This is a genomic window from Nitratireductor sp. PBL-C9 (genome assembly GCF_050877045.1).
GTDB classification, from domain to species: Bacteria; Pseudomonadota; Alphaproteobacteria; order Rhizobiales; family Rhizobiaceae; genus Nitratireductor; species Nitratireductor aquimarinus.
In genome coordinates this window covers 74,740-92,365 of the sequence record NZ_JBPAXW010000011.1, presented here as the reverse complement: position 1 = coordinate 92,365, position 17,626 = coordinate 74,740, and the positions used below count along the sequence as shown (strand labels likewise).

Below are 17,626 nucleotides of genomic sequence, written 5' to 3'. Positions count from 1 at the left end.
CACACGCGTAGAGCCAGTTTTCAGAAAATCAGGTGCAAACGCCACCGAAGCGGGAAACATGAACTATCGTCACGTCTATCACGCCGGAAACTTTGCGGATGTGGTCAAACACGCAGTGCTGGCGCGCATCGTCGAATATCTGAAGCGCAAGGACAAAGCCTTTCGCGTCATCGACACCCATGCCGGCATCGGCCTCTATGACCTTTCTTCCGAGGAGGCGCAGAAGACGGGTGAATGGCAGGGCGGCATCGGACGGCTGATGGAGGCTTCGCTCGACGCTGAAACCGCCAGCCTTTTGAATCCCTTGCTCGATGCCGTTCACGCAGTGAATCAGGAAGGCGGCATCCAGCGCTATCCGGGCTCGCCCCGCGTCACACGCCACCTCCTGCGCAAACAGGACCGCCTGACCGCCGTCGAGCTGCACCCGCAGGACGCCGCCCGTCTGAAAGAGGAATTCGCCGGCGATTTCCAGACGCGCGTGATCGAGCTAGACGGCTGGCTGGCGCTCGGCGCGCATCTGCCGCCCAAGGAGAAGCGTGGACTGGTCCTCATTGACCCGCCCTTCGAGCAGGAAGGCGAGTTCACACGCATCGCGGCCAGGCTTCAGAAAGCACATGCGCGTTGGCCGGGCGGCATCTATGCCATCTGGTACCCGATCAAGGACCACAGGGCGGTCGACGCCTTCCGCAAGACGCTTGCCGACAGCGGCATCGCCGATGTGATCGACATCCGGCTGGAGCTGCGCGCACCCTCATCCGAACCGCGCCTCGACGGCACGGGAATGATCATCGTCAACCCGCCCTTCGTGCTGCAGAAGGAAATGGAAACCGTCCTGCCGCCGCTCGCCCGCATACTCGGCGACAATGGCAAGGGACGCTGGAGCATCGAAAGGCTGGCGGCAGAATGACCCGCCCGTGCTTGACCCCGAAGACGGGCTGGCGCAAAACTCTACGCATTACACGGTAACACTCATCCGGGAGACAGTCTCATGGCGCGCTTCAAGGCTCTGGCAGCCAGCCTCGCCGCAATTTTCGCCACCGCATTCATTCCAATGCAGGCGCAAGCGGCCGATCCGGTTGGCGCATATGGCGCGACCGGTGATGTCTGCGCGGATGCAGGCGTCCAGTCGACGATCCAGAAGCGTTTTCGCTATCAGGTCACCCACGTACCGAATCTGCCGAATGTCGACATCGTCGATTTCCACGGCGCCTATCAGACCCGCTACAACCCGTCTTCGGCAGACAGCCCCATCGAGCGGCGCTATTGCCGTGCGACGGCGCGCCTGTCCGACGGACGCGACCGCGCCATCTGGTATCTGGTCGAATACGGTCAGGGCTTCGCCGGCCTCGGCAACAATGTGGAGTTTTGCGTTTCCGGCTTCGACCGCTGGAACGTCTATGACGGCGGCTGCCGCGTTCTGCGATAGGCAATTCAGTTCCGGGGCAATCCATGCGCATTGGCAAACGGCTGCGGGCCGCAGCTTTCGCCTGTCTGATTCTGTCAGGGGCTGCGCCGGCGCTTGCCGGCGAGCGCGGCGCGCCGACTGGGGTGTTCGACTTCTACGTCTTGTCTCTGAGCTGGTCGCCCAGCTATTGCGCCGCTGAAGGCGCAGACGCAAACCGGCAGCAATGCGGGCGCGAGCGTCCCTATGCCTTCGTTGTCCACGGTCTGTGGCCGCAATATGAGGATGGCTATCCGGAGTATTGCCGCTCCAAACGCCCGCAGCGCGTGCCCAACGCGCTGGTAGACCGCTATCGCGACATCATGCCATCCGCCGGCCTGATGGGGCACCAGTGGCGCAAGCACGGCATGTGCACGGGCGTTGCGCAGGAAGACTATTTCGCCCTCACCCGCAAGGCGCGTGAGCGCGTAGAGACGCCGCCCGCATTCAGAAACCTGGAAAAACCGGTGATGGTCTCGCCTGAGGCCGTGGAGGAGGCTTTCCTTGCCGCCAATCCGGGGCTGGAGAAGGATGCGATCGCGGTCACCTGTGACAGGCGCTATCTGCGCGAGGTGCGCATCTGCATGACGAAGGACATGGAATTCCGCGCCTGCGAAGCGGTGGACCGCAAGGACTGCCGCAGCAAGCGCGTTCTCCTGCCCCCGGCCCGCGGTAGATAAAGAAGCGGCAGATAAAGAAAAAGCCGGGCGCATGGCCCGGCTTTTCCCGATTGCTCTTCAGTTCGATTAGAACTGCATACCAAGGCCGAACATGACCTTGTTGGAGCTGTCGCTGACGTCCTGTGCACCGCTGCCGGTGTTGAACGTCTCGCTGCCGAACTTCGTGTAGCGATACTCGACGCGACCGAAGACGCGCTCGGTCAGCTTGGCGTCGACACCTGCGCCGGCCGTCCAGCCGAGCATGGTGTTGGTGTCGGAACCGGCTGCATCGGAAACCTTCAGGCGCTCTGCAGCACCACCGGCCGTACCGTAGATCAGGATGTTGTCGGTCGCGGCAACACCAAGACGTGCGCGCAGCGTACCGTCGACGCCACCCTTGGATTCGACACCGGCATTGGTGCCCTTCATGCCGTTGTAACCGACATCACCTTCGACACCGTAGACAAAGCTACCGGACTGGAAGTTCCAACCGGCAAAGCCGTTGCCGACGAAGCCATCGGTGCCGATGTCGTTGCCGACGACCGGCTGGTTGGCGGAGGTTTCGCCAGAGAAGCCGTAGCCGAGTGCGATACCGGCGTAGCCGCCTTCCCAATTGTTGATCGGGGTGGAGATCACCGGCGCTGCGGGCGGTGCCGGCGGCTGCTCGATGACCGCATCGGCTGCATTGGCAACGCCTGCGACTGCGACAAAACCAACGGCTGCGGCCGTCGACAGAATGACGTTCTTATGGGCTTTCATGGTCCATACTCCTTAAGCCACTAGCATTTTCAAAGCTGTGGTCGTCCCTCTTGAGCATCATGCCCGTAAAACGCACCACGCTGGCGAGGCCAGGAACCTTGGGAGGAAGCTATCCCGACGTCGCATGCCCTTATCTGGGCGTGAAATGAGGCTGAACGTGCCCCAAAAATAGGTCTTTCGGGGGCGCCAATGAGGCGGAAAATTGACGTTGCAATTTGGCAACAGAATTATTTCCGGGCCTTGGGGGCCGACAGGTGAGCACCTATATACCGCGAGAAATCGCGGCTCACATGGGGACATTCATGCTTTTCAGTCTGCTTATACTGGCAGTCGGCGTCACGCTTCTATTCTTCGCAGGCGACATCTTTGTGAAGGGCGCCGTCGGCCTTGCCGAGAATCTCGGAATTTCCCCTCTCATCATCGGCTTGACCGTGGTGGCGTTCGGAACCTCCGCACCTGAACTTTTCACATCCGTGCAGGCTGCGCTTTCCGGCGCGCCTGGCCTTGCCGTCGGCAACGTGGTTGGCTCCAACATCGCCAATGTGCTTCTGGTGCTGGGTGTGCCAGCGCTCATCTACCCTGTCATCTCCAATGAGAAGGGGCTGCGCCGCAATCTGGTCGCCATGCTGGGTACGACGGCAGTTTTCATGTGGATGCTTGCGGGGGGCGTCATCACCCGGCTTGAAGGCGCTGCACTCTTCGCAGGTCTTTGCGCCTTCATCGCCTGGCAGATTTACGATGCGAGAAGCAGCGGGGCTCCGGAAAACCATGACTTCCATGACGATATCGGGGAAGCACCGCATGACCGCAAACGGGTCATCATCTATCTTGTTGCCGGCGTCGTCGGCCTCCCCATCGCCGCGCAGCTGACTGTTGCCGGCGCCGTGCGGATTGCTGAGAGCTTCGGCGTCAGCGACGCCGCCATCGGCCTGACCATTGTCGCCATCGGCACTTCGCTGCCCGAGCTCGCAACCAGCGTGGCCGCAGCAATCAAGCGTCAGTCGACGATGGCGCTGGGCAACATTGTCGGCTCGAACATCTTCAACATCGCATGCATCATGGGACTGACGGCGCTGATCACACCGGTCGCAGTCGATCCGCGCATCATTTCCGTCGACATGTGGGTAATGCTGGGCGCGAGCCTTGCGCTGGCGCTTCTGGGTTTCCTGCGCCTGCCCGCCGGAAAGGCGGTTGGCGGCGCAATGCTGGCGGCGTTCGCCGGATACATCGCCACGGTGTTCTAGATCGCGGTCTTCTGGTTCGCGGCCTTCCGGATCGCGGCCTTCCGGATCGCGCATGTCCAGCGACGAAAAGAAAATGATGAAGCCGGCCTCGCGCCGGCTTCATCTCTATTTAAGGACCAGATCAATACATCTGGCCTGACTTTGATCGGGTGATCAGAAGCGCACGCCGAGGCCGATGCGAAACTCGTTCATGCCGCCAGAGAGCTTTGCGGGGCCGCCTGCCGTCTCGAAGGTGTTGCTCCCGATGCTGCCGATATTCGTGTAGCGATACTCGCCACGGGCAAACACCTTGTCCGTCAGCGCCACGTCAGCGCCGACACCTGCCGTCCAGCCGGTAAGCATCCTGGAATCCGACACACTGCCGTCCTTTACGCTGTAGCGCCCGGCAGCCAGACCGGCGGCCGTGTAGATCAGCAGGCGGTCATTGACCGCGTAACCAAGGCGTCCGCGAACCGCACCATTGACACCGCCCTTGATGTCAGCGCCCAGGCTGGAAGCCTTCAGGCCGTTATAGCCGAGCTCGCCCTCGACACCGTAAACAACTTTGCCTGTCTGGGCATTGTAGCCAGCGAACACGCCACCGATATAGTCAGTGCTCGTCTTTGCGTCCCCGTCCTCATCGCCACGTGTGCGAACCACGCCGGACGTGGCGCCCAGATAGGTGCCTTCCCAACCGGGAAGCTGAATGACGGGATCCGGTGCTGCATTCGAACCCGAAAGGTCGGCAGCCAGGGCCGGACCAATGCCCATGGCGACTGCCAACACGGCAACCATGGTGCTCAAGCGAAGGATAAAACTCGATTTCATGAAATTTTCCCGTTTATAAAACAAAACATACGTAAACAATCTTCTTAACCCGAAGACAGCCCTCCATCATTTCCAATCTTGTCCGAATTTTGGCACTCTTCGGAAATTTCAGTTACATGTACGAATACGTAAACAACAGAAAATAAGCCTTATAATTCTTAGTCATCAAAACCAAAATCCCTGGCCTTTGCCCTCTCTGTCAGGAGAATACGCATGTCGCGGCTACGGGGTTGGAGACGCGCCTCATTCGGCCTAAATGACATCATGGAAATTCAGCTTTCAGACGCACAGGATTCGCGGCTGACTGACATGGACGGGAGCGACATGGCACAGACCAATGGAACGGCACTGATTACCGGCGGCGCAAAACGCATCGGCGCGGCCATCGCGCGCGATCTGGGCCGTCACGGCTTTTCCGTCGCCATCCATTGCAGCCATTCGCGCGACGCTGCCGACCGGCTCGCTGCCGAAATCATCGAGGCAGGCGGACGGGCCGCCGTTCTGCAGGCCGACCTGCGCGACGGCAAGGCGACACGGGCGCTGATCGGCCAGACAGAAGAGGCGCTGGGCCTGCCGTCCATCGTGATCAACAATGCCTCGATCTTCGAGGATGATGCAGTCTCCGACTTTACCGACGAAGGCTGGGACGCCCATTTCGACCTTCACGTCAAAGCCCCTGCGCTGATCGCGCAGGCGCTGACACAGGCTTTGCCCGACGATGCGCAGGCCCTGATCGTCAACATGATCGACCAGCGCGTATGGCGGCTGAACCCGCGCTTCTTCAGCTACACGCTTTCCAAATCCGCGCTCTGGACCGCGACACGCACCATGGCGCAGGCGCTTGGCCCGAACATCCGCGTCAACGCCATCGGCCCCGGCCCCACCCTGCCCAACCAGCGCCAGCAGCAGGAAGATTTCGACCGTCAGACCGACGGCCTCATTCTGGGGCGCGCGCCGGATCTGGACGATTTCGGCCGCACGGTGCGCTATCTCTGGGAGACGCGCTCGATCACCGGCCAGATGATCGCGCTCGACGGCGGCCAGCACCTGGCCTGGGAAACGCCTGACGTGGCGGGAGTGCCCGAGTGAACGCCAAAACCGTCCTCAAGGAGACTGCCCTCAAGGAACCGGCAAACCTCGCCCTCGACTGGGACAGCGGCGAGACCACCGATGGCGTGGTCGGCATCGAGGTCATCCAGTCTGCGGTCAAGCGGCTACCGAACGCACCCGGCGTCTACCGGATGATGAACGCCGAGGGCGATGTTCTCTATGTGGGCAAAGCCCGCAGCCTGAAGAAGCGCGTCACAAACTACGCGCAGGGGCGCGGCCACACCAACCGCATTGGCCGGATGGTGCGCGAAACGGCGTCGATGGAGTTCGTGGTCACGCGAACGGAAACCGAAGCGCTGCTTCTGGAAGCCAATCTGATCAAGCGTCTGCGCCCGCGTTTCAACGTGCTGCTGCGCGACGACAAATCGTTTCCCTATATCCTTCTGACCGGCGACCATTCCGCGCCCGGCATCTTCAAGCATCGCGGCGCGCGCTCCAAGAAGGGCGATTATTTCGGCCCCTTCGCCTCCGCCGGCGCCGTCAGCCGCACCATCAACTCGCTGCAACGCGCCTTTTTGCTGCGCACCTGCACGGATTCCGTGTTCGAAAGCCGTACCCGCCCCTGCCTGCTCTATCAGATCAAGCGTTGCTCCGGCCCCTGCACCGGCGAAATCAGCGAATCCGATTACGGCGAACTTGTTTCGGAAGCGAAGGCTTTCCTCTCCGGTCGCTCCAGCAGGGTGAAGGCGGAGATCGCCAAATCCATGCAGGAAGCCTCCGAGGCGCTCGATTTCGAGCGTGCCGCGATCTATCGCGACCGGCTTTCCGCCCTTAGCCACGTGCAGAGCCATCAGGGCATCAACCCGCAGGGTGTTGAGGAAGCCGATGTGTTCGCCATCCATCAGGAAGGCGGGCAGAACTGCATCCAGGTCTTCTTCTTCCGCACCGGGCAGAACTGGGGCAACCGCGCCTATTTCCCCAAGGCGGACCCGGCGCTTGAGGCCAATGAGGTGCTCGGCGCGTTCCTCGCCCAGTTCTATGACGACAAGCCCTGCCCGCGCATGGTGCTCCTGTCGCATGAAGTCGAAGAGCAGGAGCTTCTCACCGAGGCGCTTTCCACCCGCGCCGGCCGCAAGGTTCAGGTGCTGTGCCCGCAGCGCGGCGAGAAGAAGGATTTGACCGACCACGCGCTTCAAAACGCCCGCGAGGCGCTTGGACGGCGACTGGCGGAAACCTCTTCGCAGGCGCGCCTGATGGAGGGGTTTGCCGAAACCTTCGGACTGGAAGAAGCCCCGCGCCGCATCGAGGTCTACGACAACTCGCACATCATGGGCACCAACGCGGTGGGCGGCATGATCGTCGCCGGAGCGGAAGGCTTCGCCAAGAACCAGTATCGCAAGTTCAACATCCGTTCGACCGACATCACCCCCGGCGATGACTACGGCATGATGCGCGAGGTGATGCAGAGGCGCTTCTCCCGCCTCATCAAGGAGAACGGTCTCCCGATTGCCGGGGACGCACAGAAGACCGGTGATGACGAGGCCGACGCCCCCGAGATGGCGGACATGCCCGCCTGGCCCGATGTCATTCTGATCGATGGTGGTCAGGGACAGCTGGCGGCCGCCGCGCAGATCCTCGAGGAACTCGGCATCACGGAAATGGTGACAGCCATCGGCGTCGCCAAGGGCGTCGACCGCGATGCCGGACGCGAGCGCTTCTTCATGGCCGGCAAAAGCTCGTTCACCCTGCCGGTGCGTGATCCCGTGCTATATTTCATCCAGCGGCTGCGCGACGAGGCGCACCGTTTCGCCATCGGCTCGCACCGGGCGCGCCGCAAGAAGGAGATGGTGAAGAACCCGCTTGATGAGATCAGCGGCATCGGCCCCGGCCGCAAGCGCGCATTGCTGCATCACTTCGGCACGGCCAAGGCTGTCAGCCGCGCCGGCATTGATGACCTGATCGCCGTGGACGGCATCTCCGAGGCAATTGCCCGCCAGATCTACAATCATTTCCACGAAAACGGCTGAAGCGGCGTTCTTTCGTCGCGGTTACCCCGGTTGGCGCTTGCCGTTCGCTCCCGGTTCTGATTTGACAGGTAACGATTGGTATTTGCCAGTCGAGCCCGACGGGCGTGTGTTCGTCGTGTCCTCGCGCTTGGGACGCGGTGATTTTAAAATCAATGGGTTGGAATGTGTCCGCACATTCCGGGGCAGACCTGAGCAGGATTGCGCTTCATGACCAGACGCAGAACGCCGGCATTCAACATCCCGAACCTCCTGACCTATGGCCGCATTCTTGCGGTGCCGGCAATCGTGCTGTGCTTTTTCCTGGAGGGGCGGCTGCAATCGAGCGACTTCGCCCGCTGGTCGGCGCTGGCGCTCTTCATCCTCGCCAGCATTACCGATTACTTCGATGGCTACCTGGCGCGCATCTGGAAGCAGACCTCGAATATCGGCAAGATGCTTGATCCCATCGCCGACAAGCTTCTCGTCTCCACCTGCCTTCTCCTCCTGGCAGCCGATACCGACCGCACCATCGCCGGATGGTCACTGTGGGCGGCGATCATCATCCTGTGCCGCGAAATTCTCGTTTCTGGCCTGCGCGAATATCTCGCCGCACTCAAGGTCAGCGTTCCCGTGACGCAGCTCGCCAAATGGAAGACGACGATCCAGATGGTCGCCATCGCCTTCCTGCTGGCCGGCCCCGCCGGTGACAAGATCCTGCCTTACACCACCGAGATGGGCATTGTGCTTCTTTGGATCTCGGCCGTCGTGACGCTTTACACCGGTTATGACTACTTCCGCGCCGGGCTGAAGCATATTGTGGAGGAATAACCGTGAAACTCGTCTATTTCGCCTGGGTTCGTGAGCGCATCGGCCTGCCGGAAGAGACCGTTGACCTGCCCGCCGACGTCAAGACAGTGACGGACCTGCTCGCCTGGCTGAAAACCCGTGGCGAAAACTACGAAACCGCCCTTGAGCGGTCCGACGTGATCCGCGTCGCAATCAATCAGGAGCATGCCGAACACACGGCCGCGCTGCCCCGGAACGGTGAAGTGGCACTCTTTCCGCCCATGACCGGGGGCTGACCATGACTGCGCCTTGCGAGCCTCTGGTGCGTGTTCAGGCAGAGGATTTCGACCCTGCCGCCGAAAGCCGCCGCCTGACCGAAGGCCGCCGCGATGTGGGCGCGGTGGTGAGCTTCACCGGGCTTTGCCGCGATGAGAACGGGCGGCTTGATGCGCTCGAACTCGAACACTATCCGGGCATGGCCGAGGCCGAGATCGCGCGCATCGCTGCCGAGGCGGTCGAGCGCTGGCCCCTGACCGGCCTGACGGTTATCCACCGGTTTGGCCGCATTGCCCCTGGGGAAAACATCGTGCTCGTGGTCGCTGCCTCCTCGCACCGCCGGGCTGCCTTCGAATCTGCCGATTTCCTCATGGATTTCCTGAAATCCCGCGCTCCTTTCTGGAAAAAAGAGCATGTTTCCGAGAAAAACAGCGGAGACTGGGTCGAGGCCAGGGCGGGCGATCTGGAAGACATGAAACGCTGGCAGCGCTGAGCAAGCCTCTTCCCTTTACCCTTCACTAACGATAGCCGGCTTTTCTCCCGTTCCTAGACATTTGGGCAAGCCGTTACAGGTTATAGCTTTCCCCTGAGTTATCTTGGTGGGAGAGCAATGTCTGAGAATATCCAGACGATGCTGGCGACGCAGGCGGGCCTCGCCTGGTGGATCGCAGCTGGCGGCCTTCTTGGCTGTCTTGCGCTGGCCTATTGCCTGTTTCGCATGCGCTCACTCTATCGCGCGGTTCGTGACGAGCAGGTGAACCATCAGGAGCTGATCGACAATCTTTCCGAGGGCATCTACCGCTCGCTGCCCAACGGCCGCCAGCTGAGCGCCAACCCGGCGCTCGTACGCCTCAATGGCTATGACAGCGAAGCCGAGCTCCTGGCCGGCGTCACGGATATTGGCAGCGAATGGTATGTGGACCCGGCCCGCCGCGACGCGTTTCGCGCGGAGCTGGAGAAGAACGGCAAGGTCGAGAACTTCATCTCGGAGATCTATCGCCACAAGACACGCGAGCGCATCTGGATCAGTGAATCGGCGCGTCTCGTGCGCGACCGCCGCACCGGCAAACCGCTCTATTATGAAGGATCGGTCCGCGAGATCACCGAAACCGTGAAGCGCCTGCGACTGCAGGACATGTTCGAGAAGCTGACATCGCAGCTTCCCGGCGGCCTGTTCCAGATGCTGCGGCGCAATGGCGGCCGGTTTTCCGTACTCTACACCTCGCGCGGTTTCCGTGATCTGCTCGGTTATGAGTATAATGCGGTGCCCGGCGACCCCAATTCGATCCTCCATATGGTGCATGCTGAAGACCGCGCACGGTATCTGGAGACGCTGCGCCAATCGGGCATGAACCTCTCCGCCTGGGAGTGCGAGTTCCGCCTGCATGCCGTCGATGGTTCGGAGAAATGGCTGCGCGTCGCCGCGATGCCCGAAAGCACGGAGGACGGCATCGTCTGGCACGGCTACCTCTCAGACACGTCTGCGCGCAGAAAAAACGAGCTCGAAATCGAGCGGCTTGCCTTCTTTGATCCGCTAACGGGACTGCCCAACCGCCGCTGCCTTTTCGATGCGGTCGGCAAACAGATGGAGGCATGCAGCAGGAACGGCAATCGCGGCGCGATCCTCTTCATCGACCTCGACAATTTCAAGACGCTCAATGACACGATGGGGCACGATGTCGGCGACATCTTCCTCAAGCAGGTCGCCACGCGCCTGCAGGCAGCCGTCGCCCCGGGCGACACGGTCGGGCGTATCGGCGGCGACGAGTTCGTCATCGTCCTCTCTCTGAGCGACACCACCGCCGCCAGCGCCACGCGCAACGCGATTGTGGCGGCCAACCGTGTGCTTGCCGCCCTGCGCCAGGAGTTTACGCTTGGGCAGATGACCCATCGCACCTCCGCAAGCGTTGGCGTGCTCGTTTTCGATGGCAGCGAGCGCGGTCCCGAAGTTTTGATGAAGAATGCCGACATGGCCATGTATCAGGCCAAGAGTTCGGGCCGGAACAATGTCGCGCTGTTCGACCCGCGCGTTCTGCAGAAGGAGCGCAAGCGCTTCCGCCTCCTGAGCGACATGCGCGGCGCGCTGGTGGAGAACAATCTGGAGCTCCACTACCAGCCGCAGGTGAACATGGCGGGGCATGTGGTGGGGGCCGAGGCGCTGTTGCGCTGGAACCACGCCGATCACGGCGCCCTGTCGCCAAGCGATTTCGTGGGACTGGCCGAACAGCACGGTCTCTCGGAGCTTCTGGGCCGCGGTGTCATCGAAACCAGTGTTCGAACCCTGGCCGAATGGAAGAAGAACCCGCGGCTGGAAGGGCTGCGCATGGCGGTGAACATCAGCCTCAAATCGCTGCGCGATCCGGATTTCGTCGCCTTCCTGCATGACCGGCTGGAAGAGCATGGGCTCAATCCGCAGCTTCTCACACTGGAGATGACGGAGCGTGTGCTGACCAGCGACCAGATGCAGATCCAGCGCCGCATGAACGAACTGAAGGCGCTTGGCGTGCGGCTGTCGCTGGACGATTTCGGAACCGGCTATTCCTCCATCGCCTATCTGAAGAAACTGCCTTTCGACGAATTGAAGGTGGATGGCAGCTTCATCGCCGATATCGAAGCGAGCGAAAACAACCGCGCACTGGTACAGAGCATGCTCGACATGGCCTCCACGCTCGGCCTTTCGGCCGTGGCGGAGCATGTTCAGACGGCCCGGCAGGAAGCGCTTCTGAAAGCATCCGGCTGCGCCTTCTTCCAGGGCTGGCTCTACGGGCGCGCCATGACGGGCGAGGACTTTGCCAGGTTCGTTCTCGACCGCAACCCCACCTCCATTCTGCGCTTTCCCGGCTCCACCCGGCAGGGCGCATAAAAAAACCGGGGCCTGAGCCCCGGTTTTCAAACTGGTGGTTCGTGAAGAACCCTTAGAATTAGAGCATTTCAGCTTTTCGTTGAATCGCGAAAACGCTCTCATTCATTGTTCTTGCGCAATTCCGGACGGGAAACCGGTTCCCACTTTTCCTGGAATTGCTTTAGCCGACGATCTCGAGATCGGAGAACCAGTAACGGATCTCTTCAGCAGCCGTTTCCGGAGCATCGGAACCGTGGACGGAGTTTTCGCCGATCGAAGTGGCGAATTCCTTGCGGATGGTGCCCTCGTCAGCGTCTGCCGGGTTGGTGGCGCCCATCACTTCGCGGTTCTTCAGGATTGCGTTCTCGCCTTCGAGAACCTGAACGACGGTCGGGCCGGAAGACATGAACTCGCACAGTTCGTCAAAGAACGGGCGCTCTTTGTGAACGGCGTAGAAGCCTTCTGCCTGACGGCGGCTCATCCACACGCGCTTGGAAGCGACGACGCGCAGGCCGGCGTCCTCGAGCTTCTTGGTGATTGCGCCGGTCAGGTTGCGCTTCGTTGCGTCCGGCTTGATCATAGAGAAAGTGCGTTCGATCGCCATGGTCTGTCCTTCGATTGTCTGGATTTAGGGCCTTGGCCCATGTTTGAAGATGGCGCGGTCTATAACCGGCCAGAGCCCACATGGGAAGGGCCAACGCCGCCTTGCATGATTTCAGCCCGCTGAACGGCGGTTTTCACACCCGATCCGTCATCTCTCCTTCATCGAAACGCGCCGAGGCCGCTCATGCAGCCGGCACGCGACGGCCCAGACCGTCATGCAGTTCCAGACACCGCTCGAACCAGTGTGCGACGGGATCGTCCTCCACGATGAAAGGGAACGGCGATATGACGCGCGCCCACTGGAAGACACCGGCCACGATATAGTCGGCGAAAAGCGGTCCCTCCCCGCCCAGGAATGGTTGCCGCTTGACCACGGCGCGCAGCGGCACGAGCGCATCGCGAAACGCTTCAAGCCGCTCCTCGCGCCCCCGGGCGACATCCTCGAGCGCACCACCGAAGCGCGCCTCGCGGGTCTGGCGGAAATAGGCCTGGTCATCTTCTTCCAGAGCCGCGTGTATCTCCGGCAGAAGAGACGCGCCGACGAACGGGACAAGCGTTGCATTGGCCCATTTCTCGATGAAACGGGACAGCACCACGCCGCCCTCTCCGCCAAACAGGCTTGGCCGGTCCGGATAGGCTTCTTCCAGATGGAGCGCGATGGCGAAGGAATCGCCGACCAGCGTTTCGCCATCCCGGATCAGCGGAACCGTTTTCGTGGCCCCGCCCTCGATTGCGCCGATTTGCGTGAAGGGCACCGGTACGGTCGTGAAATCGAGTCCCTTATGCGCCAGAGCAAACGCCACTTTCCAGCAATGCGGGCTGAAAGGACGCGCTGCATCCACGCCCACCAGTTCATAAAGTGTAATGGTCACAACTCGTCCTCTCGATTGCGATTGGCGCTGTCAGGTGCGAGAGGATTTCATAATCCGTTCGCCATGCAATACGCTGGGGCGAGATTCTCTTGTTCCAGCCTCCCGGACAAAGCAATGAAACAGCAATTCCAAATGTTGGCCGCCTACAATCTCTGGGCCAACGCCCGGATCTACGATGCAGCCGAGACGCTGGACCCCGACGCGCTTGATCGCGATATCGGCCTCTACTTCAAATCGCTGCTCAGAACCCTCAATCACATTCTGGTGGGCGACCTGATCTGGATGAAGCGCTTCACCGGCGAAGGCGCATCCCCCGGTGCGCTCGACACCATCCTGCACAGCGCGCTGCCCGCCCTGCGGATTGCCCGTGACGACGAAGACAAACGCATTGTGGAATGGATCGATAGTCTGGACGAGGCTGCGTTTTCAGGACGTTTTACCTATGTGACCGTTACGGATGTTCGCACGGTTTCACAGCGTCTTGCGCCCGCACTTGTGCATTTCTTCAATCACCAGACGCATCATCGCGGTCAGGCGCATGCCGCATTGTCGATACTGGGCGTGGAAGCACCGTCACTGGATCTCATATATTTCCACCGCACAAAAGACGGAGCAAGGTTCGCCTGACAAGCGACCACTCATTACAGACTTAAAGCAATAAAATTGATTATATATTTCACAAACTTCGACTCTACAATTAAACCTTCAACCCAATAGTACCCTTCACTTTTTCATATTGCCCCTACCATCCTTGAATGGACGAAAGCCGCCATCAAGGAGGAGAACCATGAACAAAGTGCAGAATGGAATTCTCGCAGGCGTGGCCAGCGGGGTCATTGCATTGGCCATGATCACCCCAAGTCAGGCGATTGATGTCAGCGTCGGCGGCATCTCCGCATCGGTAGATACGGATAACGGCCTTGGCGCCAGCGTCGGTGTGGATCAGGGCGGCACAAGCGCCGGTGTGGGCGCGTCAGTGGGCGGTGGCAGTGTGGCAGGCGTTGACGCCAATGCCTCTGTCGGCGGCGCGGCGAGCGTCTCCAGCAGCACGAGCGTGGGCGGAAGCGGCGGCGTGGTCGATTCCGGCACGACGGCTTCCCTCGGCGGCACCGGCGGCGTGAATGCCGGTGTCGACGCCAATATTGGCGGCGGCGGTGGCGGGATTGGTGTTGGCGTTGGTGTCGGCATTGGCCCGGGCGGCACAGGAACGCCCGGCACAGGAACACCCCGCGCGGGACGACCGGGCAGCACCAATACCGGCATTTTCAGCAGCGGCAACAATATCGGCCAGCGCGCGCTGAGCAGCATGAGCAATCAGCAGATCGCCGTCTATCGCAAACGCTGCGTCAGCATTCTGCGTGATCCGAACGCCTGGGATTATGCGCTGGTGCAGATGTGCAAGGCGCTTCGCCAGGCTGCGGCCCGCTAGGGTCAGAACCCGTTAATATGGCTGCAACAGGGGCTCCGCGTGCGGCCTAAATTCCATGGGCCACACCTGTCTGCTTTTGGCAACACTGAGGCGGTTCTGTTGCGTCAAGTCAGCTGCTTTTACAGTGACGTCTTGCCAGCCAGACGGCGAACCGTCAAAACGCCGTCATGTTGACGATTTCAAACCTTTCGCTGCGCATTGCCGGCCGCCTTCTGATCGACCAGGCATCGCTCTCCCTCCCCGCTGGCACCAAGGCGGGTATTGTCGGCCGCAATGGCACCGGCAAGACGACCCTTTTCCGCGCCATCACCGGAGACCTTGCCTCCGAGTCCGGCACGATCAGCCTGCCCAGGGGCATGCGCATCGGCCAGGTTGCGCAGGAAGCGCCGGGGACGGAAGAGCCGCTGATCGACATCGTTCTGCGTGCAGACACCGAACGCGAAGCGCTTCTGGCCGAGGCACAGACGGCAACCGACGCGCATCGCATCGCCGAGATCCAGACCCGGCTGACCGATATCGACGCCCACTCGGCGGAAGCGCGGGCAGCCGCGATCCTTTCCGGCCTGGGTTTCGACGCCGAAGCGCAGAAGCGCCCGGCCTCGTCGTTTTCCGGCGGCTGGCGCATGCGCGTGGCGCTGGCGGCGGTTCTTTTCACCCAGCCCGATCTTCTGTTGCTCGACGAACCGACCAACTATCTGGATCTGGAAGGCACGCTGTGGCTCGAGAACTATCTCTCGCGCTATCCGCATACCGTGCTCCTCATCAGCCATGATCGCGACCTGCTCAACCGGGCGGTCTCGTCCATCGTGCATCTGGAACACAAGAAGCTGACGTTCTGGCGCGGCGGCTACGACCAGTTCGCCAAGCAGTATGCCGAGAAGGCGGAGCTGCAGGAGAAGATGCGCGTCAAGCAGGACGCCCAGCGCAAGCACATGCAGGCCTTTGTCGACCGCTTCCGCTACAAGGCGTCGAAAGCGCGCCAGGCGCAGTCGCGCCTGAAGGCGCTGGAGCGCATGTCGCCCATGGCCGCCGTGCTGAACGAGACGGTGTTGCCCTTCCGTTTTCCCAATCCGGAGAAGGCCGTCGCCTCCCCGATCATCGCCCTTGATGGCGGAACGGTCGGCTACACGCCCGGCAAACCCGTTCTGCGCGGGCTCACGCTGCGCATCGACAATGATGACCGGATCGCGCTTCTCGGCTCCAACGGCAACGGCAAATCGACCTTCGCCAAACTGATCGCCGACCGGCTCACGCTCGAAAAGGGCACCAAGACCGTCGCGCCGGGGCTAAAGGTTTCGATCTTCGCGCAGCACCAGCTCGACGATCTGCGTCCCGATGAAGACGCCTATCAGCATCTGCGCCGGCTGATGCCGGATGCACCGGAGGCGAAGGTGCGGGCGCGGGTCGCGCAGTTCGGCCTGACGACGGAAAAGATGTCGACGCCGGCGCGCGATCTGTCGGGTGGCGAGAAGGCGCGGCTGCTGATGGGGCTGGCCACATTCGAGGCCCCGCACCTGCTCATCCTCGACGAACCGACCAACCATCTGGACATCGACAGCCGTGAAGCGCTGGTCGAGGCGCTCAACATGTTCGAGGGCGCGGTGATCCTCATCAGCCATGACCGGCACCTGATCGAGGCCACGGCCGACCGGCTGTGGATCGTCGGCGGCGGCACCGTATCGCCTTTCGACGGCGACATGGACGATTACCGCAGTCAGATGACCGGAGGCGCGAGCCGCAACCGGGAAAAGCGGGAAAGCGACAAGGCCTCCAAGGCCGACAAGCGCAAGGAGGCTGCGCGCAAGCGCGCCGCTCTCGAGCCCTTGTCCAAGGAGATCAAGGCGACCGAGGGACTGATCGACCGAACGCGCAAGCGGATCGAAGCCATTGAGGCGCGGCTTGCCGATACAAGCCTCTACGACAAGGAGCCGGAAAAGGTCTCTTCGCTCGCCAAGGAGCGTTCGGACCTTGCCGACATGCTTTCAAAGCATGAAGATCGCTGGCTGACGCTTTCCACCGAGTATGAGGAGGAAATGGCCTCGTGACGCGCGCGCTTACCATCGGCTTCGATGCGGATGACACGCTCTGGCAGAATGAGCGCTTCTTCCGCATGACCGAAGCGCGCTTCGCCGAACTGCTTGGCGACTTTGCCGATCCCGATCACCTGACGGAGCGGCTTCTCGATGCCGAGAAGCGCAATCTCGGAAAGTATGGTTTCGGCATCAAGGGCTTTACCCTGTCGATGATCGAAACCGCGATCGAGGTGACCGGGGGCCGTGTGCCGGCGGCGACCATTCAAAACATTCTCGACGCGGGGCGCGAGATGCTCGACCACCCGGTCGAGACCCTGCCCCATGCCCGCGAAGCGCTGGAGCGGCTTGTCGGTCGGCACCGGCTGGTGCTGATCACCAAGGGCGACCTCTTCGATCAGGAGCGCAAGCTGGCGGCTTCGGGTCTCGGCGACTGGTTCGACGCGGTCGAGATCGTCAGCGACAAATCACGCACGACCTATGAGCGGGTTTTCGCGGCCCATGGCGATGGCCCCGAACACGCGATGATGATCGGCAATTCGCTGAAGTCCGATGTGATTCCCGCCATTGAGGCCGGTTCGTGGGGTGTTTTCGTGCCGCATGACCTCACCTGGTCGCACGAGCATGCGGAAGCGCCGGAAGACGCGCCGCGCTTTCGCGAGATCGCGCATCTGGGCGAACTGGAAGAATTGCTCGCGGAGATCGGTTAGAGCGCCGTGCGTCCATTCGGGCGCACAAAGGGCACTCTAACCTCTTGAATCCACGCATCGTGCTTTCCGAAAATCGACCCCGATTTTCGGCCGATGCCTTAGCCCGGCTGAA

18 protein-coding genes are annotated in these 17,626 nt (G+C 61.5%); 14 read left to right on the top strand and 4 right to left on the bottom strand.

The window, feature by feature from the left end; all coding sequences use genetic code 11:
- Positions 1–58: 58 nt before the first annotated feature.
- The 3 genes from ACRTG1_RS21335 to ACRTG1_RS21325 all read left to right on the top strand — a co-directional run bounded on the left by ACRTG1_RS21335 (position 59) and on the right by ACRTG1_RS21325 (position 2,121).
- Positions 59–907 carry a 23S rRNA (adenine(2030)-N(6))-methyltransferase RlmJ gene (locus ACRTG1_RS21335; protein ID WP_299937330.1) on the top strand — a complete coding sequence of 283 codons (849 nt, stop codon included), beginning with the start codon at positions 59–61 and terminating at the stop codon, positions 905–907.
- A gap of 81 nt (positions 908–988) precedes the next feature.
- Entirely contained in the window at positions 989–1,426 is a 438-nt protein-coding gene (locus ACRTG1_RS21330; RefSeq protein ID WP_113154739.1) for a hypothetical protein, read from the top strand.
- Positions 1,427–1,449: 23 nt separating this feature from the next.
- The gene (locus ACRTG1_RS21325; protein ID WP_206554714.1) at positions 1,450–2,121 is read left to right on the top strand and encodes a ribonuclease T2 family protein; all 672 of its coding nucleotides are present in this window, start codon (positions 1,450–1,452) and stop codon (positions 2,119–2,121) included.
- A 66-nt stretch (positions 2,122–2,187) separates the two neighbouring features.
- Here ACRTG1_RS21325 and ACRTG1_RS21320 read toward each other — a convergent pair whose 3' ends face one another.
- The gene (locus ACRTG1_RS21320; RefSeq protein ID WP_113154737.1) at positions 2,188–2,859 is read right to left on the bottom strand and encodes an outer membrane protein; all 672 of its coding nucleotides are present in this window, start codon (positions 2,857–2,859) and stop codon (positions 2,188–2,190) included.
- Between the two features lie 302 nt (positions 2,860–3,161).
- Here ACRTG1_RS21320 and ACRTG1_RS21315 point away from each other — a divergent pair, with 302 nt between their 5' ends.
- Positions 3,162–4,103 (top strand): calcium/sodium antiporter, encoded by a 942-nt coding sequence (locus tag ACRTG1_RS21315; protein ID WP_206546660.1) that lies wholly within the window; start codon positions 3,162–3,164, stop codon positions 4,101–4,103.
- A gap of 153 nt (positions 4,104–4,256) precedes the next feature.
- Here ACRTG1_RS21315 and ACRTG1_RS21310 read toward each other — a convergent pair whose 3' ends face one another.
- A complete protein-coding gene (locus tag ACRTG1_RS21310) occupies positions 4,257–4,910 on the bottom strand; it encodes an outer membrane protein (protein WP_113154736.1) in 654 nt (217 codons plus the stop codon).
- A 324-nt stretch (positions 4,911–5,234) separates the two neighbouring features.
- On the opposite strand from ACRTG1_RS21310, the gene ACRTG1_RS21305 reads away from it, so the two are divergent.
- The 6 genes from ACRTG1_RS21305 (at position 5,235) to ACRTG1_RS21280 (ending at position 11,891) form a co-directional block, all read left to right on the top strand.
- Complete coding sequence (locus ACRTG1_RS21305) at positions 5,235–5,999, top strand: SDR family oxidoreductase (RefSeq protein ID WP_206546658.1); 765 nt, start codon at positions 5,235–5,237, stop codon at positions 5,997–5,999.
- Positions 5,996–7,987, top strand: coding sequence for an excinuclease ABC subunit UvrC (gene uvrC / locus ACRTG1_RS21300; RefSeq protein ID WP_206546657.1), 1,992 nt, complete (start codon positions 5,996–5,998; stop codon positions 7,985–7,987). Before ACRTG1_RS21305 ends, uvrC begins: the two co-directional genes overlap by 4 nt.
- Positions 7,988–8,194: 207 nt before the next feature.
- Positions 8,195–8,794: a CDP-diacylglycerol--glycerol-3-phosphate 3-phosphatidyltransferase gene (gene pgsA, locus ACRTG1_RS21295; RefSeq protein WP_432517116.1), complete on the top strand. Its 600-nt coding sequence runs from the start codon at positions 8,195–8,197 to the stop codon at positions 8,792–8,794.
- Positions 8,791–9,048, top strand: coding sequence for a molybdopterin converting factor subunit 1 (gene moaD, locus ACRTG1_RS21290; RefSeq protein WP_206546656.1), 258 nt, complete (start codon positions 8,791–8,793; stop codon positions 9,046–9,048). The genes pgsA and moaD overlap by 4 nt, the downstream gene beginning before the upstream one ends.
- A 2-nt stretch (positions 9,049–9,050) precedes the next feature.
- Positions 9,051–9,521 (top strand): molybdenum cofactor biosynthesis protein MoaE, encoded by a 471-nt coding sequence (locus tag ACRTG1_RS21285; protein WP_283799373.1) that lies wholly within the window; start codon positions 9,051–9,053, stop codon positions 9,519–9,521.
- Positions 9,522–9,638: 117 nt separating this feature from the next.
- The gene (locus ACRTG1_RS21280) at positions 9,639–11,891 is read left to right on the top strand and encodes a putative bifunctional diguanylate cyclase/phosphodiesterase (RefSeq protein ID WP_206547390.1); all 2,253 of its coding nucleotides are present in this window, start codon (positions 9,639–9,641) and stop codon (positions 11,889–11,891) included.
- Positions 11,892–12,051: 160 nt separating this feature from the next.
- On the opposite strand, the gene ndk is transcribed toward ACRTG1_RS21280, so the two are convergent.
- Positions 12,052–12,474, bottom strand: coding sequence for a nucleoside-diphosphate kinase (gene ndk, locus ACRTG1_RS21275; protein ID WP_113154730.1), 423 nt, complete (start codon positions 12,472–12,474; stop codon positions 12,052–12,054).
- 181 nt (positions 12,475–12,655) lie between these two features.
- Complete coding sequence (locus ACRTG1_RS21270; RefSeq protein WP_206546653.1) at positions 12,656–13,345, bottom strand: glutathione S-transferase family protein; 690 nt, start codon at positions 13,343–13,345, stop codon at positions 12,656–12,658.
- A gap of 114 nt (positions 13,346–13,459) precedes the next feature.
- Here ACRTG1_RS21270 and ACRTG1_RS21265 point away from each other — a divergent pair, with 114 nt between their 5' ends.
- From ACRTG1_RS21265 to ACRTG1_RS21250, 4 genes are all read left to right on the top strand, one after another.
- Positions 13,460–13,972, top strand: a complete 513-nt coding sequence (locus tag ACRTG1_RS21265) for a DinB family protein (protein WP_206547387.1) — start codon at positions 13,460–13,462, stop codon at positions 13,970–13,972.
- Positions 13,973–14,132: 160 nt separating this feature from the next.
- Entirely contained in the window at positions 14,133–14,774 is a 642-nt protein-coding gene (locus ACRTG1_RS21260) for a hypothetical protein (protein WP_206547386.1), read from the top strand.
- 167 nt (positions 14,775–14,941) lie between these two features.
- Positions 14,942–16,819 carry an ABC-F family ATP-binding cassette domain-containing protein gene (locus ACRTG1_RS21255; RefSeq protein WP_113154726.1) on the top strand — a complete coding sequence of 626 codons (1,878 nt, stop codon included), beginning with the start codon at positions 14,942–14,944 and terminating at the stop codon, positions 16,817–16,819.
- Positions 16,816–17,514, top strand: a complete 699-nt coding sequence (locus ACRTG1_RS21250; protein ID WP_206554720.1) for an HAD family hydrolase — start codon at positions 16,816–16,818, stop codon at positions 17,512–17,514. The genes ACRTG1_RS21255 and ACRTG1_RS21250 overlap by 4 nt, the downstream gene beginning before the upstream one ends.
- Positions 17,515–17,626 lie beyond the last annotated feature (112 nt).

What these genes read in the sequence shown, in the direction of transcription:
- ACRTG1_RS21335 (WP_299937330.1), top strand. Translation starts at nt 59, where the DNA reads ATGAACTATCGTCACGTCTATCACGCCGGAAACTTTGCGGATGTGGTC.
- ACRTG1_RS21330 (WP_113154739.1), top strand. Translation starts at nt 989, where the DNA reads ATGGCGCGCTTCAAGGCTCTGGCAGCCAGCCTCGCCGCAATTTTCGCC.
- ACRTG1_RS21325 (WP_206554714.1), top strand. Translation starts at nt 1,450, where the DNA reads ATGCGCATTGGCAAACGGCTGCGGGCCGCAGCTTTCGCCTGTCTGATT.
- ACRTG1_RS21320 (WP_113154737.1), bottom strand. Translation starts at nt 2,859, where the DNA reads ATGAAAGCCCATAAGAACGTCATTCTGTCGACGGCCGCAGCCGTTGGT.
- ACRTG1_RS21315 (WP_206546660.1), top strand. Translation starts at nt 3,162, where the DNA reads ATGCTTTTCAGTCTGCTTATACTGGCAGTCGGCGTCACGCTTCTATTC.
- ACRTG1_RS21310 (WP_113154736.1), bottom strand. Translation starts at nt 4,910, where the DNA reads ATGAAATCGAGTTTTATCCTTCGCTTGAGCACCATGGTTGCCGTGTTG.
- ACRTG1_RS21305 (WP_206546658.1), top strand. Translation starts at nt 5,235, where the DNA reads ATGGCACAGACCAATGGAACGGCACTGATTACCGGCGGCGCAAAACGC.
- pgsA (WP_432517116.1), top strand. Translation starts at nt 8,195, where the DNA reads ATGACCAGACGCAGAACGCCGGCATTCAACATCCCGAACCTCCTGACC.
- ACRTG1_RS21285 (WP_283799373.1), top strand. Translation starts at nt 9,051, where the DNA reads ATGACTGCGCCTTGCGAGCCTCTGGTGCGTGTTCAGGCAGAGGATTTC.
- ACRTG1_RS21280 (WP_206547390.1), top strand. Translation starts at nt 9,639, where the DNA reads ATGTCTGAGAATATCCAGACGATGCTGGCGACGCAGGCGGGCCTCGCC.
- ndk (WP_113154730.1), bottom strand. Translation starts at nt 12,474, where the DNA reads ATGGCGATCGAACGCACTTTCTCTATGATCAAGCCGGACGCAACGAAG.
- ACRTG1_RS21265 (WP_206547387.1), top strand. Translation starts at nt 13,460, where the DNA reads ATGAAACAGCAATTCCAAATGTTGGCCGCCTACAATCTCTGGGCCAAC.
- ACRTG1_RS21260 (WP_206547386.1), top strand. Translation starts at nt 14,133, where the DNA reads ATGAACAAAGTGCAGAATGGAATTCTCGCAGGCGTGGCCAGCGGGGTC.
- ACRTG1_RS21255 (WP_113154726.1), top strand. Translation starts at nt 14,942, where the DNA reads ATGTTGACGATTTCAAACCTTTCGCTGCGCATTGCCGGCCGCCTTCTG.